The organism is Streptomyces sp. NPDC052721 (genome assembly GCF_040678315.1).
In the GTDB taxonomy this organism is placed as follows: Bacteria; Actinomycetota; Actinomycetes; order Streptomycetales; family Streptomycetaceae; genus Streptomyces.
Window position 1 is genome coordinate 24141 of record NZ_JBFATL010000046.1, and the last position, 15051, is coordinate 39191.

The window sequence follows — 15051 nt, forward strand, 5'->3', positions numbered from 1 at the left end:
CGGGCTCAGGGCATCCCGGGCGCGGTGGCCGCCGGTGGCCGGGCCGCGGGTGCGGTCAGGCCTTCCGCCCAGGCGAAGGCCGACTCCATCACCTGGGACATCGACGAGTACGTCCAGGAGCCGTAGCGGCCGAGGGCCGTCAGTCCACGCTCCGCCAGGAAGCCGAGGGCGCGTTCGGTGACGGCCTGGGCGGCGGGCGTGAAGACGACGTAGCCCGGGTCGGCGTGGAACACGCGCGAGGCGACGACCTCACCGCCGTCCAGCATCCCCACCGCGCGCACGCCCCGCAGGACCTGCGCGGTGAGTTCGGCGTCGGTCACGGCCGGCTCGCCGGAGGGTTCGACGACTTCGGCGAGCACGCCCCACCCGTCGGCCGGGGCCATGGCCGGGTCGAACTCGGTCATGAACACCAGGCGGGTGAAGGGCACGTCCGCGCGCGTGTAGTAGCGCCAGTGGCCGGTGCCCTCGGGGCGCGGGCCGCGCACCGCGAGCGCCACCGAGCGGACCCGGTTGCGCGGCAGCTCGCGGCAGGCGGCGACCAGGTCGGCCGGGGCTCCGCCGCACCGCTCGACCGTGTTCGGCAGCGGCAGGGTGGACAGGCACTCCCGGGTGTAGTGGAAGCGGACCGACCCCTCGGGTGTCCGTACCCGCACCAGGCGCCGCTCCGGGTCGATGTGCTCCACGGTGTGCCGCAGCCGCAGGTCGGCGACCCGGCCCGCCAGCGCCTCGGAGAGCACCTCCATGCCTCGTCGGCCGGGGCCGGACGGCCGGGGATACCAGCCGCGGGCGTTGTAGGGCGCGGTCACCGGCCGGGCCGGATCGGCGCCGCGCTCGACGTCCGCCAGGCCGGGCCGGGTGAGGTTCCAGTGGAAGCCGGAGGCGGACAGCTGGTTCAGCGGGCGCCGCCACAGCTTGGCGTTGTAGGGGAAGAAGAACAGGTCGCACAGGGTGCGTCCGAACGCGTTGAGCAGCAGCTCTTCGTAGTCGGCGGCGTCCCGGCGGTCTGTCCGCGCGGCCTCGGCGAAGTCGGCGAGGCAGGCGGCGCGGGCCTCCGGTTCGAGTCCCGCCAGGTGCAGCTGGACCGGGAAGCGGGTGGTCCCGGCGGCCGTCTCCACCCAGGCGACCGGGGGGCAGGGCCGGAGCGTCTCGCCGAGCAACCCGCGGATCCGCTCCTCCACGGAGGGGTGGCTGAAGTAGAGCAGGTGGATGACGTGGTCGAACCAGTACGCGCCCACCCGCTCGGTGCGGACCAGTCCGCCGGGACGGGGCTCGGCCTCCAGCACCGTGGCCCGGTCGCCGAGCAGCGAGCCGGCCGCGAGGCCGGCGAGGCCGCCGCCGAGGATCAGCACCTCGGTCTCGACGATCTCGTCGCGGCCGTGCGGCGGTTCGGGAGTGGGGTGGGACATCGCGGACGACCTCACATCGGTGCGCGGAGTCGGGTCGGGGCCAGGGGAGCGGGCCGTGCGGGTGGCCGGAGGCCGGCCACCCGCCGGCGGTGCACCGCGGCGACGATCAGGCGTCGGCCTGGGCGGCCTGCTCGTCCACGTGCTGCCACGGCTTCACCGAGACCGCGGACGAGTGGGCGGTCTCCGTGGCGCCGACCGTCTCCAGGTCGTAGGACTTGACCGCGTCGACGAACTCCTCGAATTCCAGCTCATTACCCTCGGACATGTTCCACCTCTTTCGTAGATGTGCGAGATGCGTGGGAGGGTCGAATTTCCCGCCCGCCGAAAAAGCTAGCAGCCCGCGAGAATCCACTTCAATGAATTCCAGGGGCGGAGATTTCCGATATCCGCAGCCGTGCTTTTCAGAGGTGCACGACGTCCGGGCCCACCGCCCGGCCGCTGGTGTCGAACATCAGCCGGGCTGCGTCGGCGATCGCGGGCAGGTCGTAGTCGAGATGCGGCTGGAGCAGCACGACCAGGTCCGCCTCGGCCACCGCGGCGTCCAGCGCCGCGACCCGCCGCAGAGTCCGCCCGCCGGCCGGCAGCCGCGCCACGTACGGGTCGTGGAAGGACAGCTCCGCGCCGAGGCCCACCAGGCGTTCGGCGATGGCCAGCGCGGGGGCGCCCCGCCCGTCGGCGACATCGGGTTTGTACGTGGCGCCGAGCAGCAGGATCCGGGCCCCCCGGACGCTGCGCCGCGCGTCGTTGAGCAGGTCGGTGACGCGCCCGACGACGTAGTCGGGCATGCGGTTGTTGATGTCCTGGGCCAGCTCGGTCAACCGCAGGGGATGGCCGAGACTGCGGCCCCGGAACGCCAGGTACCCGGGGTCCACGGGAATGCAGTGGCCGCCGACGCCCGGCCCGGGCCGGAAGGCCTGGAAGCCGAACGGCTTGGTGCCGGCGGCGTCGATGACCTCCCAGACATCGGCCCCCAGGCCGTGGCAGAACACCGCCAGCTCGTTGACCAGTGCGATGTTGACCTGGCGGTAGGTGTTCTCCAGCAGCTTCGCCAGTTCCGCCGCCGCCGGGGTGCTCACCGTCACCACCTTCTGCACGAGCCGGTCGTACAGCGCGGTGGCCGCGGCCGTGCACTCCGCGGTCACCCCGCCGACGATCTTGGGGGTGTTGGACAGCCGGAAGGCCCGGTTGCCCGGGTCTGTGCGCTCCGGCGAGAAGGCCAGCCGGAAGTCACGCCCGACGACCCGGCCGTCCACGGCCAGGATGGGCAGCAGGACGTCCGTCGTCGTGCCCGGGTACGTGGTCGACTCCAGCACCACCAGCGCCCCCGGCCGCAGCCGGGGTGCGATCAGCCGGGCCGCGTCGGTGACCGCGGTCAGGTCCGGCACCGAGTCGCGCAGCGGCGTGGGCACGCAGATCGCGATGGCCTGCGCCCGCGCCAGCACCTCCGGATCGCCGGTGGGGTGGAACCCCTGGGCACGTGCCGCCGCGACCTCGGCGTCGGAGATGTCGTCGACGTAGGAGAGGCCGGCCGCGAGGCGCGCCACCCGCTCCGGGTCCTGGTCGAGACCCGCGACCCGCATACCGGTGCGGGCCGCCTCGACGGCCAGCGGAAGACCGGCGTAGCCGAGTCCGATGACGACGAGATCGTACGGTCCGGCTGGTCCAGCCATGGCCCGACTCCTTCTCGTGACGGGGAGACGAAGCGTTCTTTTTCGGCTGCCGTAAGGGCGTCCGGCCCTCAGGCTTACCGGACCGCGCCGGCCGGCGGCGACTTCCTTGCGGATATACGAACCCCGGCCGGGCCGGATTTACGGAAATACGCAGGGAAGCGCTCCCCGGAAGGGGCGGAGCCACATAATTCGCCAGGCAATGGACGCGTACTGAACGGCCGAGCACGGGAGGTTTCTTGAACACCGAGACGAAAGCGGCGCCGGCCGGCACCGGGGCCGCTCCCCCGCCGTGCCGGATTCTGGGTTTCCGTGACCGGCACCCGAATGTCATGCCCGATGTCGCCGGGTTCCTGGCCCGCTGGGACAGCCCCGGCACCGCCCGGCGCCCGGCCCGGCTGCACCGCAGCGAGGCCGGCAACATCAACACCGTCGGGCTCCCGGGGATCCACGAGGCCGAGGATCTCGACCCGGCGCACCCCGACTGGCGGGCGGCCATCGAGGACGGTGTGTGGCCGTTGGTGCGCACCCTGACCTCCGACGGCTGGTCGCTGACGACGTACGACAGCTGCCAGGGACACGCCTATCGGGACCCGGCGCTGCCCCCGGCCCAGCGGCGGGTCGGGGTGCTGCCGCGCTCCGGCGCCGAACTCCTGGCGGTGGCCGCCGCGTTGTGCCGGGCGGTTCGCGCCGCCGCGCCCCTGGTGCCGGCACCCGTCCGGGTGTCGCTCAACCGGTGCCTGCTGACCTGCGGTCGCACCGGCGACGGCCACCCGGTGCTGGATCTGAGCCTGGACCGGGCCCCGGGAGCGGGCTGGGACGCCTATTTCGCCGCACTGGACGAGGCCACGGCCGCCCTCGTGACCTGCCTCGCGGCGGAGCGGCCGACGGCGGACGCCGGCTGCGGCTGCCGCTGAGCCCGAGGCCTCCCGGGGCCGGGCCCGAGCGCGCCCTCGCCACGACGGCGGGGCGCGCTGCCGCTCGTACCGGCGCCTCGGCTGAGATCGGCGACTCGGCTCAGGTCGGCGACTCGGCTCAGATCGGTGACTAGGCTCAGAGGGCGCTGCCGCTCGTACCGGCGCCTCGGCTCAGATCGGCGACTCGGCTCGGATAGGCGCCTCCGCTCAGGTCGGCGACTCGGCTCAGGTCGGAATCTCGGCTCAGATCGGCGACTAGGCTCAGAGGGCACTGTCACTCGTACCGGCGCCTTGGCTCAGATCGGCGCCTCCGCTCAGATCGGCGCCTCCGCTCAGATCGGCGACTCCGCTCAGGTCGGCGCCTCCGCTCAGATCGGCGCCTCCGCTCAGGTCGGCGACTCGGCTGAGGCCGGCGACTCGGTGGAGACCGGCAACTCGGCCGCAACGGGCAACTCGGTTGAGGCCGGCCCGAGTCGGCACAGACCCACAGGCGGGCCCGAGACCGACAGCCCGGCACAGACCCACACGCCGACCCACACCGACAGCCCGATACAGACCCACAGGCTGGCCCACACCGACAGCCCGGCACGGACCCACGCCCCGCCCCACACCGACAGCCCGGCACAGACCCACACGCCGGCACAGACCGACGGCCCGACCCACACCGACAGCCCGGCACGGACCCACCCGCCGGCACAGACGGTCAGGCCGGCTCAGACCGACAAGTCCAGCGTGCCGGCCCGTCGGGCGGGCACCGCGACCAGCCAGCGGAACGTGCCGAACGCGGCGAGCAGCCAGATCAGGCCGGTCAGCAGGGCCAGCGTCGCGGGCCACAGCGGTGCGGTCCAGCCGGAGCCCTCGTTGACCAGGCGCAGCGCCCGCAGCGTGTGGGTGAGCGGCACCGCCTGGGCGGCCCAGCGCACCGGGGCGGGCCAGTAGCCGAGGGGCACCTGGACACCGCAGAACGCCATCATCGCCAGATAGGCGCAGTTGGACACCACGTTCCGCAGGCGGGGCACGCTCAGCACGATCATGGCCAGGAACAGGCCGACGCAGTAGGTGGCCAGCGCGGTGAGCGCCACCAGGGCCACCACGCCCGGCACCTGTGCCGGGCGCCAGGTCACGCCGAACAGCGGCCCCAGCCCGAACAGCGCCACCAGGGAGGTGACGACCCCGCTGGCGGGCCAGTGCAGGCTGCGGCCGACGAAGACCCAGACGGGGTCGGCGGGGCCGGCGATCAGCAGGGACAGTGTCCCGGCCCGCCGCTCCCCACTGGTGCTCGCCACCACTGCCATGGTGTCGATGACACAGGTCATCAGCGCGTTGCCCAGGGCGAGATAGCGCACCGTCGCCGGATCGCCGAGGGCACGGCCGAGGCCGGTGAAGAAGACCACCTGGGCGAGCATCCGGCCGAGCCAGCCGAACAGCCAGCTGCGCCAGCTGTAGGTGGCGCGGAAGTCGGCCAGGGCGTTGAGCAGGCCGTAGCGCACGAGCAGCGGGGCGGTGGGGTAGGGGGGCCGGGAGGGCGTGGCGGCCGGTGAGGGCGTGGGGGACGGGGCGTACGAGGAAGGCAGGGACATGCGGACTCTCACCAGCTCTCTCAGGTGTGGCTCAGCGTGCCGGTCCTGCGGACCCGCCGGAGTACGGCCGCCAGCAGCAGGGCTCCGGTGACGTAACCGAGCAGTCCGAGGACCGCCACGGCCGTGATCCGCAGCAGCGGCTGGTGCATGGCCGGAGCCGCCAGGCCCTCCCGCAGCAGGTCGGCGCTCCAGCTGAGGAAGATCACCCGGCCGGCGGGCCGGAGCCACTCGGGGAGCGTGGTGACCGGCACGAGCACGCCGCTGAGCAGGAACACCGGGTAGTTGAGCGTGTTCTGCACGATGCGGGCGGACGGCAGCAGCACGAACAGCGGCGACAGGATGCTCGCGGTCGCCGCCATGGCCGCCGCGGTGGCCAGCGTTCCGGCGGCCAGGGCGAACGGGTGCGGTACGGCGATCCAGCGGCCGAAGAAGAGGCCCGCCGTCAGCCACGCCTCCAGCATGGTCGAGGTGCCGAGCAGGCTGACCGCGCAGATCCGGCCGACGATCACCCCGGAGAGCCGGCCGGGGGCCGCGATCAGGCCTTCCAGTGTGCCCTGGTTGCGTTCGTCGGTGATCAGCTCGCCGGCGACGCCCAGGGCGAGCGCCCACTGTCCCATCAGGGTGGGGGCGACGATCGCGTAGGGCGCGATGTCGTGGCGGCCGGCGTGGTCCGCGATGGACAGGAAGACCGCAGTGAACAGGGGTGCGGTGCACCAGACCTGGAGGGTGCCCGGGGAGCGGGGCGCGAGCCTCAGCTGGAAGCGCAGGGAGGCCAGGAACAGGTTCATGAGGAGACCGCCATGCCGCGTCCGCCGACGAGACGGAGGTAGACCTCCTCCAGACCCGGCGGCGCGGTCGTCACCCGGTGCACTCCGGCCCCGGCCAGCAGGCCCAGCGCCTGCGCCGCCGCCGCGGAGTCGCGCGTCTGCGCCTCCAGCCGGCCGGTGCCGGGATCGTGGCGGACCTCGACCACGCCGGCGACCGCCTCCAGTGCCGGTACGAGGCCGGCCGGCACGTCCTCGGCCACGATCCGCTCGTATCCGGACAGCAGGCGGCCGATGGCGGCCGGGTTCTCGGTCACCACCGGCCGTCCGCGGTCGATGAGCGTGACCCGGTCGCACACGGCGGCGGCCTCCGCCATGTCGTGCGTCGTCAGCAGGACGGTACGCCGCTCGGCACGCAACTCGGCGACGAGCGCCCGGAAGTCGAGCGCGGCGACCGGGTCCATGCCGACCGTGGGCTCGTCGAGGATCAGCACGCGCGGGTCGCCGACGAGGCCCCGGGCGAGGTGCAGGCGCTGTTTCATGCCCCGGGAGAAGGTGTCGACCCGCGACGCCGCACGCTCCGCCAGGCCCACCCGGTCCAGCAGTTCTTCCGTCCGGGCCCGCAGTGGCCGGCCGCGAAGTCCGTACATCGCGCCCCAGAACCGCAGGTTCTGCCGCGCGTCGAGCCGGCCGTACAGGCCGCGGTCCCCGCCGAAGACCAGCCCGATGGACCGGCGGACGGCGCGGGCGTCGCGCACCACGTCGTGGCCGAGGACGGTGGCCCTGCCCGCCGTCGGCTCCAGCACGGTGGTGAGGATCCGGCACAGCGTGGTCTTGCCGGCACCGTTGGGGCCGAGCAGACCGTGCACCTCGCCCGCTCCGACGGTCAGGCTCAGCCCGCGCAGGGCGTGCACCTCCTTCGCCGCGCCGCCGCGCCGGTCGGTGTAGGACCGGGTGAGGTCCTCCATGACGATCGCGTCCACCGTCGCCGCCTCCTGCCGCCTTTCGTCGTTGCCGCGCCTGCCCGGGGACCACCACGGTGTGCGGGGCACCCGGGCGATGCCGGCCGGTGCCGGGCCCGTCACGGAACGGCCCGTCACGCCGGGCTCCGGACGGCCCGCCGTCGCGGACTCCGTACGGCCCCTCACAGCGGGCTCTCCCAGAAGCAGTGGTCGACGGACCAGCCGGCGCGGAGCAGGCCTTGGAGCACCGTCTCCGCCCGCCGGCCCTCCGCCGGTTCGTGGGGATGCACCACGTGGCCGCAGAGCTTGCGGCCACGGACCGCCTCCGCGACGGCGGCCACCAGTGCCGCGGTGGCCGCGCCGCGGTGCTCCACGGGGTCGATGAGGATGTCCACGAGTTCGGCGAACGCCTCACCGGTGACCTCGTCCCGTTCCCCGGTCAGCACGGTGCCGTGCCCCACCGGTTCGCCGGCGACCTGGGCGATGAACGACCGCCTGGCGGGGTTCGCCATGATCGCCGCGATGCCGGTGTGCCCGGGGTCGACCTCGTGTCCCGGGTAGGCGTTGCGGAAGGCCTGGACCAGCCAGGCGTGCACGCGGGGGTCGTCGGCGGGGGTGGCGGGGCGCACGCTCACCGCCGTACCGGCCGGGACGGCGGTGGTGCCGCCGTGGCGGATGTAGGTCAGCCGGGGCTGCCACGGTCCGGCCGGTCGGACGTCCCCGGCCGACCGGAGCAGCACCGAGGTGGCGCCGGGGTGCCGCTCGCGCAGCCGGCGGCGCAGCGTGGCGAGGGCCAGGGCGTCGCCGGTCAGCCGCGGGTCGCAGTACTCGACGAGCACCTGCGGACGGCCGCTGATGGGATCGTCGCAGCGGTCGGCGACGTAGGCGAGTCCGCGCACCTCGTCCGCCAGCCCGGCCCGCCGCGCCCGGTCGAGGTAGTGCTCGACGGCGTTCACCGCGGCTCCGGGCGGACCACGGCCCGGAAGCCGTCGAGGACCTGTGCCGCGGCCTGCCGCAGGTCCTCACCGGTCACCCCGGCGAGGAACTCCACTTCGGCGGCCGGCGACCAGGCGGCGGGGCCGCCGCTGCGCATCGCGAGGAACCGAGCGCACTCCAGCGGGTTGTCGACGGAGGTCAGGATGCGCATCTGCGCCTGGCGGCGGGCCGAGGCCAGGTCGTCCGGCTTGGGGCCGTCGGCCGCTATCTCCTCCAGCGCGGTGCGGATGACCCGCAGGGCGTCGGGGCCGTTGCCGGGCTCGACGCCGGCCAGCACCCGCCAGGCGCCGGTCTCGCCGTAGCCGCGGTTCCACGCCTGGAAGGCGTAGGCGAGCCCGGCCTCCCCGCGCAGCCGGCGGTAGAGCAGCGAGGAGGGGCTGGAACCGAGCAGTTGCGCGAGGACGTTGAAGTGCGGTCGGCGCGGATCGTGGTTCGGCACCGAGCGGCCCCCCGCGCACACCCACGCGAACTCATCGGGCCAGGCGGGCGGTTCGGGTGTGCCGGAGGCGGGCAGCGGGAGCGGCGCGGGCGCGGCGGTGCCGATCGTGGCCAGGACGTCCCGGTCGATACCGGCGGCCAGCGGGTTGATCGCCTCGGGGACACGGGGTCCGACGACGATGGCGGTCAGGGACGCCGGCAGCAGCCGTCGCGCGTGTCCAGCGGCGACGGCCGCCACGTCCATCCTCTCCACGTCCGTCGCCGTGCCGCCGACCGGGCGGCCCAGGGGGTGGTCGGGGAACAGGTGGGCGAGGAAGGCGTCCTGCACCACGTCGCCGGGGTCGGCCGCGGCGGTGGCGAGTTCCCGGAAGACGGCACGCTTCTCCTGCGCCAGCGTCTCCTCGCCCAGGCGGGGCTGGAGCACCGCCTGGTACAGCAGGCCCGCGATCTCCTCGGCGTCGTCGGCGTGCACCCGGGCGTGGAACAGCATCCGGTCGAGGCCGGTCTCCGCGTTCGCGTAGCCGCCGAGCCGCTCGACGTACTCGCTGAACGACGGCACGGCGCCCACCGGCGCCGACATCAGCACGTGTTCCAGTACGTGGGCCAGCCCGCACTCCCCGGCCGGGTCGTGCCGAGAGCCGTACGTGGACGCCAGACACACGGTCGTGGTGCTCAGCCGCTCGTCGACGAGCGCGATGACGGGTACCGGGCCTTCCACCCTGCCGAACTCGTACACAGCAAACCCTCCTTGAAAAAGTCGTCGCGTCTCTTACGTGCGCCGGCGCGAAGCGGAATGCCGCCACCCGGAGGTGGCGGCATCCGGTGTTCCTCCCGCTTTTCAGCGGTCCTGCGGCTTCACCTTGTCCAGACGCGGACGCAGGATCGAGGCGTGGTTCGCCATGGTGTACCTCCTCAGGAGTGGACGGAATCCGACGGCAGTGACCGTAGCCAGCCCGAATCGGCGACGGCAACAGGCATTTCTGCATTCCGCACCCGGAATTCTCCGCAACGTCTCCCGGACGGCAGCGCACTGCTGATTCCGGAAATCCGCTCTGCCGTTTACGGAAAAAGCGGGCCGGTGCCGGATCGGCCGCCGTTAGGCTCCGCCCGTCCCTGCTTCGACGCGTCCCCCCGGGAGTGGACTTGCGGTTGTCAATGGAGACGGTGCGCGCGGTGCTCGGCGTCGCCGAGGACATACGGCTGGGTCTCGTCCTGGAGCGGGCGGGCCGCCGGGAGCACCGGCTGAGCGGCACGGTGTGCTCGCTGGCGGCGGTGGAGGGCGCGCGGCTCGGCCGGCTGGGCGAGGCCCTGCTGGCCGCCGAGCATGCCCGGCACGAGGAGTACGGCCGCCTGGCGGACCTGGCGCGTGGGTGCGGGCGGGCGGAGGTGCTCAAGGGCGCCGCTCTGGAGCGGCTGTATCCCCAGGGTGTCCTCAGGTCGAGCCGGGACGTGGACCTGCTGATGCCTGACGAGGACGCGCTGTGGCGGGCGGTCGCGGCCGTCGCCGCCTCCCGCCCGGTGGACGAGGCCCGGGTGAGCATGATCGAGAGCCCGGGCCGCAGGGACTGGGCGGTCGCCCTCAACTGGCCCTCGCCCGAGTCCGATCTGGACCACCCGTACGCGGTGGAGTTCTTCACGGCAGCGTTCGTCGGCGACCACGCGACGGTCCCGGTCCGTCCCGGCCGCCCGGACGATCCGCTCCTCGCCGGGCTGCTGCTGATCGCCGAGGAACTCTTCCAGCAGCCGCCACGCGGTCGCGATCTGGTCGACACGGCTCTGCTCCTGGCAGCTCTGCCGGAGGCGGAGCGCGGCGCACTGCGCAGGGCCGCGCGGGACTGGTCGCTGGCACCCGAGCTGCACCAGCTCGCCGAACGGGTCTGCGGCGTCCCGCGGTTGTCGACGCCGGCCGCGCGCTGGGTGGCCGCCGAGCTGGCGGACGAGGCGGAACGGGAGCGGGCCAGGCGCGCCGCCGTGGCGTCCGCACCCGGCGGCGGCACCAAGGTCCGCTACGGCCTCTTCCTCGGAGAGGCGTTGCGCAGTGTCCCGGCGCGGGTGGAGGAATCCCCCGGGCTGACCGTGCTGCGCTGCCCGGTCGGCGGTTTTCTGCTGGTGGACGACCTCCTCGTCCCGCAGGAACTGGCCGAGGCGGCCCTGGCCCGATATCCGGAAGCGGTCCTGCCGGACTGAGAAACCCGACCGTCATCGAACCTCAGGAGCAGATCCCATGAGCGAAGCCCCCGTCCTGGGCCAATGGGTCGGCGACACCGACGTCTTCTTCGAGAAGTACTGGCGCCGCCTGCCGCAGCGCTTCACCCCGGAGGGCGGAGCGTCCAGTCCCTTCGCGCTGACCGACGTCGACCAGGCCCTGGCCACCGGATTCTTCCGCGAGCCGTACATCGAGATGTGGGCCGACGACAACCGGCTGCCCGCCCGCAAGTTCACGGCCTCCCGGACCGTCGCCCGTGCCGAACCGGGAGGCTTCGCCGATCCGGCGAAGATCCGCGCCCTGCTCGACGCGGGGGCGACCCTGCTGCTGCGCTGCATCGACCAGTGGCACGCGCCGACCCGTGCCCTGCTGCGCGCGCTCGCCGGCGAACTGGGGCTGGCCGTCGAGGCGTTCTACTTCGTCACGCCCGCCGGACGGGCGGGGCTGCCGCTGCACCGTGACGACGCCGACGTCCTCGTCGTCCAGGTGGCGGGCAGCAAGAGGTGGAGCGTGCACGAGGGACCGGCCGACGGCCACTGGCACGCGGGCCGGGTGGCCGGCCACGAGCCGCAGCCGGCCGAGGTGCTGACGGCCGTCACACACCCCGGCGACGTCCTGTACATCCCGCGCGGCTTCGCCCACCGCGCCCACGGTCAGGACGGGCTGTCCGCGCACTTGTCGCTGACGGTCCGGGAGATCGGTGTGGCCGACCTGTCCTGCGGTCTCCAGCGGGTCGCGCTCGGCGACACCGGGAGCGCGCTGCCGCCGCTGCCGGTCACGGAGGAGGCGATCACGGCCGCCGCGGCGGCCCTGCTGGAGGGGGCGCGCCGGCGCCTGGCCGCCATGGACCCGCAGGACCTGGTGGCGTGGGCGCGGCGGGCCCGCCTCGACGCGATGCCGACGCCTCCGGCGGACCTCTCCCTGACGGCCCTGGCGGCTTCGCTCACCGCGTGACGCCGCCCTGCCCCGCGCGGGGAGCAGGCCACCCCCGCGCGTGGTGGCCGGTGTTCGGAGGGGCGGCGAGGCCGAGGCGGCACGGTCCGCAGCTGCCGGTCGCGGCCGAGGCGCACACGCCCGGCCCTGCCCCGGGGCAGCGGCGCCGCGATCCATCGCGAATTCCGGAATCCGTGGCAGGGAATGCGAAAAGGCATCCCGACCCGCAGACCGGGCGCGCCTTTTCATCGTCAAGGCGCATGTCCGTCATCGTGCCGGGCCGGCGGCCCGGCCACCACAGTCCCGAGAACACGGGACAGCCGGCCCGCTCCTCGGGCGGCCTGGAGGTCCCTGAGCGATGGCGTCGTAGGTGCCACCGGTGGGAAGCCGCCTGCTCGCCACGCGCCGGCCGCGTGGTTTTCATCGGCTCCCCTTTCACCGGGTTCCTGCGGAATCCGGTATGCGGCGACGGGGTAAAGCCAGGCCGGCCCGTGGCGCGTACCGACCGCCGCGCTTGACCGGCCATCCGGGGTATGAAATAACCTTCCCGCCGGGTGTCAGGCTGGATTTCACGCGCGTTCCCCCCGGCGAAATCCTGGTTCCGCGCTGCCGGAAATCTCACACGTGCCGGAGGGAAGAGCAGTGGAATGCGGGTGCCGGCCTTTCGTCCCCCTCGTCCGTTTCGCGGGCCCGGCCGGCGGCAAGGCGGCGGGACTGCGGCGTCTGATGACGGCGGGACTGCCGGTCCCCGAGACCTGGGTGATCACCGACGCCCTCCTGGAACGGACCTCGGACGGGTGCCTGAGCGCCGGGGCGCGGGCCCTGGTGGACACCGCCCTGCACGGCGCCCCGGCGGTGGTGCGCAGCTCGGCCGAGAACGAGGACGTGCCGCTGGCGACCGGGGCCGGGGTGTACCGCAGCCATCTGGACCGGCGCACCCCGGAGGAGATCGTGTCGGCCGTGCGGTGGGTGCGCGCCGCACGGGCGGAGGCGGACGCGCGGGCCTACCACCGGATGCGGCGCGGGAGCGGCGGCGGACGGGTCCACGTGCTGGTGCAGCGCATGATCGACTGCCGGACCTGGGGGGTGCTCTACACCCGTGACCCGGTGTCGGACGAGCCGGGCATGCTGGTGGAGTCGAGCCGGGGCACGAGCGTTCCGGTGGTCGCCGGGCTGGGCTGCGAGGAGTCCTACGTCCTGCCGCCGGCCGCGGCGGGGGTCGCCGGGCCGGCGTCCTGGGAGCTGGACGGCCGCCCGCTGCCGGACCTGTTGTGGCGGCTGGGCGGCGTGCTGGAGCGGGAGTTCGGCGGTCCCCTGGACGTGGAGTGGGGCGAGGACGGGCAGCGCCTGTGGGTGTTCCAGGCCCGCTCACTCGCCCCCGCCGGCCCGGTGCCGGCGGCCCGGTACCGCCCGCGACCGCCCTCGACGGCGCTGCGGGTCACTCCCCTCAGCCGCGGGTACGCCGTCGGGATGCCGGTACCGCCCTCCCCGGGACCGGTGCGACCGGGCGCGATCGTGCGGCTTCCCGTCCTGCCGACGGCCGGTGAACTGGAGGGGCTGCGGCGGGCCGCGGGGCTGGTCGTCCACGCGGGCAACGTGCTCTCCCACTCCGGGGCCCTGTGCCGGGAGGCGGGGCTGCCGGTCGCGCTCGCTCCCGGCGGGTTGCCGGGCGACTGGGCGGGACCGGTGCTGCTGGACGCGGTGGCCGGCGCGGTGGCACCGCTGTCGGCGCTGCCGCCGCGCGAGCGGGCGGCGGCGGTCGCGGCCGTCCAGTTCCGCGCCGGGCTCCGGCCGGAACGGGACGGCGGACCACGGTACCCGGCGCCGCTGCACGCCGGCCGGCGCCGTCAGTCGGTGGGGCACCGCCGGCCGCCCGCCACGGCGCGGCGACGGGCCGCCGGACGGGCCGAACTGTGGCTGGCGGAGCGGCACATGTCCGCCTTCGCCGGGGGCCGTGCCGTGCTGCTGTCGGTCGCCGGCACCCCCCGGGTCCGCTTCGGCCGCGCGGGCGGCGCGGGCGTGGAGGTGGCCGTACCGTCGTGGCGGGCCGGTGGCGCGCTGCTTGACCGGCTCGGTTTCCGGCGGGTCCGCCGTGTCGGGAAGTCGGCCGTCCGGCACGGGGGAACGGGCCGGTGACCCGCCGTGTGGTGATCTTGTCCGACTGCACGGACGTGGCGGCGGCCGAGCTGCAACTGGCCGTGGACCGGGCGGTGCTGGAGACCGACCGCACCCTGTCGGTGCAGGTCGGTCCGCTGGTCCCGGTGCTGCCGTACTCGGTGCTCAACACGGCGTTCCTCACCCGGCTGATCGCGGATTCGGCCGCCCCGGGGACCGTGCTCATGGTCGTGGTCAACAGCCGGCCGGAGCGCACCGAGCGTCTCGTCGGCCGTACCGAACGCGGCGACCTGTTCTTCGCCGGGGCGAACACCGGCGCCCTGGGCTGGCTGGCGGCGGACCTGGGCGTGCGCGAGTGCTACGAGCTGACCGACCCGGGATTCGTGCCCTTCGGCGGCAAGTTCGTCCACGCGCCGGCCGTCGGCGCGCTGGCGGCCGGGACGCCGCTGGCGCGGCTGGGGAGTCCCTTCCCGGCCGGCCGGATCCGCCGGCTGCTGCCGCAGGAGGGAACCGTCGTCCACGTCGACAACTTCGGCAACGCCAAGTTCCCGCTCGCCGCGGACGGGTTGCGGTTCGGCGACCGGCTGCGGGTGGGCGTCGGCGACCGTGTCCTGGACGCGGTCTACTGGAAGCGGATGATGGACCTGGCCGACGGCACCTGGGTGGTCTACCCGGGCAGTTCGCTGGGGCTGCACGAGCTGGGCCAGGTCCGCGCGGCGGGGCTGCACGGCCTCGGCTGCGCGGTGGGCGACCGCGTCCGGGTCGACGTGGCCGACCGCTCCGGGCGGCCGTTCGGGGCCGGCTGACCGGGGTGGCGATCCGGCCGCGCGGGCCGCCGGGACGGAGCCCGCCGCACGCCCTCGCTCCGGCGCGCCGCGTCCCCCGTTATCGCCGGTAAAACTATTTTATACAAGCCTCTTTTCCAAACCGAGGCCGTGATAGCTTACCCGCGAACTGCGCATATCACTCCGGCAACCACCCGCTAGGAGCCGACCGAATGATTGGCCTGCCCCCGACCAACGCGTCGCTCCATTTCTCTCTCTTGGGTGAAGTCAGGGCATACCGCG

General features: G+C 74.1%; 13 protein-coding genes. 5 read left to right on the forward strand and 8 right to left on the reverse strand.

Annotated features, from left to right (window positions below; genetic code table 11):
- Positions 1 to 5: 5 nt before the first annotated feature.
- The 3 genes from AB0L21_RS32700 to AB0L21_RS32710 form a co-directional block, all read right to left on the reverse strand.
- Positions 6 to 1406 (reverse strand): FAD-dependent oxidoreductase, encoded by a 1401-nt coding sequence (locus AB0L21_RS32700; protein ID WP_365788025.1) that lies wholly within the window; start codon positions 1404 to 1406, stop codon positions 6 to 8.
- Between the two features lie 106 nt (positions 1407 to 1512).
- Positions 1513 to 1671 (reverse strand): hypothetical protein, encoded by a 159-nt coding sequence (locus tag AB0L21_RS32705; RefSeq protein ID WP_365708821.1) that lies wholly within the window; start codon positions 1669 to 1671, stop codon positions 1513 to 1515.
- Positions 1672 to 1807: 136 nt separating this feature from the next.
- Positions 1808 to 3076 carry a nucleotide sugar dehydrogenase gene (locus tag AB0L21_RS32710; RefSeq protein ID WP_365788026.1) on the reverse strand — a complete coding sequence of 423 codons (1269 nt, stop codon included), beginning with the start codon at positions 3074 to 3076 and terminating at the stop codon, positions 1808 to 1810.
- Between the two features lie 329 nt (positions 3077 to 3405).
- Here AB0L21_RS32710 and AB0L21_RS32715 point away from each other — a divergent pair, with 329 nt between their 5' ends.
- Positions 3406 to 3990 carry a hypothetical protein gene (locus AB0L21_RS32715; RefSeq protein ID WP_365788027.1) on the forward strand — a complete coding sequence of 195 codons (585 nt, stop codon included), beginning with the start codon at positions 3406 to 3408 and terminating at the stop codon, positions 3988 to 3990.
- A gap of 713 nt (positions 3991 to 4703) precedes the next feature.
- Here the strand turns inward: AB0L21_RS32715 and AB0L21_RS32720 are convergent.
- From AB0L21_RS32720 to AB0L21_RS32740, 5 genes are read right to left on the reverse strand one after another with little or no spacing between them, the layout of a single operon-like run.
- A complete protein-coding gene (locus tag AB0L21_RS32720; RefSeq protein WP_365708827.1) occupies positions 4704 to 5570 on the reverse strand; it encodes an ABC transporter permease in 867 nt (288 codons plus the stop codon).
- 20 nt (positions 5571 to 5590) lie between these two features.
- Positions 5591 to 6358 carry an ABC transporter permease gene (locus AB0L21_RS32725; protein ID WP_365708829.1) on the reverse strand — a complete coding sequence of 256 codons (768 nt, stop codon included), beginning with the start codon at positions 6356 to 6358 and terminating at the stop codon, positions 5591 to 5593.
- Positions 6355 to 7434 (reverse strand): ABC transporter ATP-binding protein, encoded by a 1080-nt coding sequence (locus tag AB0L21_RS32730; protein ID WP_365788028.1) that lies wholly within the window; start codon positions 7432 to 7434, stop codon positions 6355 to 6357. The genes AB0L21_RS32725 and AB0L21_RS32730 overlap by 4 nt, the downstream gene beginning before the upstream one ends.
- Before the next feature lie 44 nt (positions 7435 to 7478).
- Positions 7479 to 8252 (reverse strand): hypothetical protein, encoded by a 774-nt coding sequence (locus AB0L21_RS32735; RefSeq protein WP_365708833.1) that lies wholly within the window; start codon positions 8250 to 8252, stop codon positions 7479 to 7481.
- The gene (locus AB0L21_RS32740; protein WP_365708835.1) at positions 8249 to 9466 is read right to left on the reverse strand and encodes a pitrilysin family protein; all 1218 of its coding nucleotides are present in this window, start codon (positions 9464 to 9466) and stop codon (positions 8249 to 8251) included. The genes AB0L21_RS32735 and AB0L21_RS32740 overlap by 4 nt, the downstream gene beginning before the upstream one ends.
- 407 nt (positions 9467 to 9873) lie before the next feature.
- Between AB0L21_RS32740 and AB0L21_RS32745 the strand changes: the two genes are divergently transcribed.
- From AB0L21_RS32745 to AB0L21_RS32760, 4 genes are all read left to right on the forward strand, one after another.
- On the forward strand, positions 9874 to 10917 hold the full coding sequence (locus AB0L21_RS32745) for a hypothetical protein (protein WP_365788029.1): 1044 nt from the start codon (positions 9874 to 9876) through the stop codon (positions 10915 to 10917).
- 37 nt (positions 10918 to 10954) lie between these two features.
- Positions 10955 to 11890 carry a cupin domain-containing protein gene (locus AB0L21_RS32750; RefSeq protein ID WP_365708839.1) on the forward strand — a complete coding sequence of 312 codons (936 nt, stop codon included), beginning with the start codon at positions 10955 to 10957 and terminating at the stop codon, positions 11888 to 11890.
- Between the two features lie 705 nt (positions 11891 to 12595).
- Positions 12596 to 14005 carry a PEP/pyruvate-binding domain-containing protein gene (locus tag AB0L21_RS32755; RefSeq protein WP_365788030.1) on the forward strand — a complete coding sequence of 470 codons (1410 nt, stop codon included), beginning with the start codon at positions 12596 to 12598 and terminating at the stop codon, positions 14003 to 14005.
- Complete coding sequence (locus AB0L21_RS32760) at positions 14002 to 14790, forward strand: hypothetical protein (RefSeq protein ID WP_365788031.1); 789 nt, start codon at positions 14002 to 14004, stop codon at positions 14788 to 14790. The genes AB0L21_RS32755 and AB0L21_RS32760 overlap by 4 nt, the downstream gene beginning before the upstream one ends.
- The last annotated feature ends 261 nt before the right edge of the window (positions 14791 to 15051 follow it).

Excerpts from the sequence above, each read along its gene's own strand:
- AB0L21_RS32710 (WP_365788026.1), bottom strand. The coding sequence starts at position 3,076 with ATGGCTGGACCAGCCGGACCGTACGATCTCGTCGTCATCGGACTCGGC.
- AB0L21_RS32750 (WP_365708839.1), top strand. The coding sequence starts at position 10,955 with ATGAGCGAAGCCCCCGTCCTGGGCCAATGGGTCGGCGACACCGACGTC.
- AB0L21_RS32755 (WP_365788030.1), top strand. The coding sequence starts at position 12,596 with ATGACGGCGGGACTGCCGGTCCCCGAGACCTGGGTGATCACCGACGCC.
- AB0L21_RS32715 (WP_365788027.1), top strand. The coding sequence starts at position 3,406 with ATGCCCGATGTCGCCGGGTTCCTGGCCCGCTGGGACAGCCCCGGCACC.
- AB0L21_RS32720 (WP_365708827.1), bottom strand. The coding sequence starts at position 5,570 with ATGTCCCTGCCTTCCTCGTACGCCCCGTCCCCCACGCCCTCACCGGCC.
- AB0L21_RS32700 (WP_365788025.1), bottom strand. The coding sequence starts at position 1,406 with ATGTCCCACCCCACTCCCGAACCGCCGCACGGCCGCGACGAGATCGTC.
- AB0L21_RS32705 (WP_365708821.1), bottom strand. The coding sequence starts at position 1,671 with ATGTCCGAGGGTAATGAGCTGGAATTCGAGGAGTTCGTCGACGCGGTC.
- AB0L21_RS32725 (WP_365708829.1), bottom strand. The coding sequence starts at position 6,358 with ATGAACCTGTTCCTGGCCTCCCTGCGCTTCCAGCTGAGGCTCGCGCCC.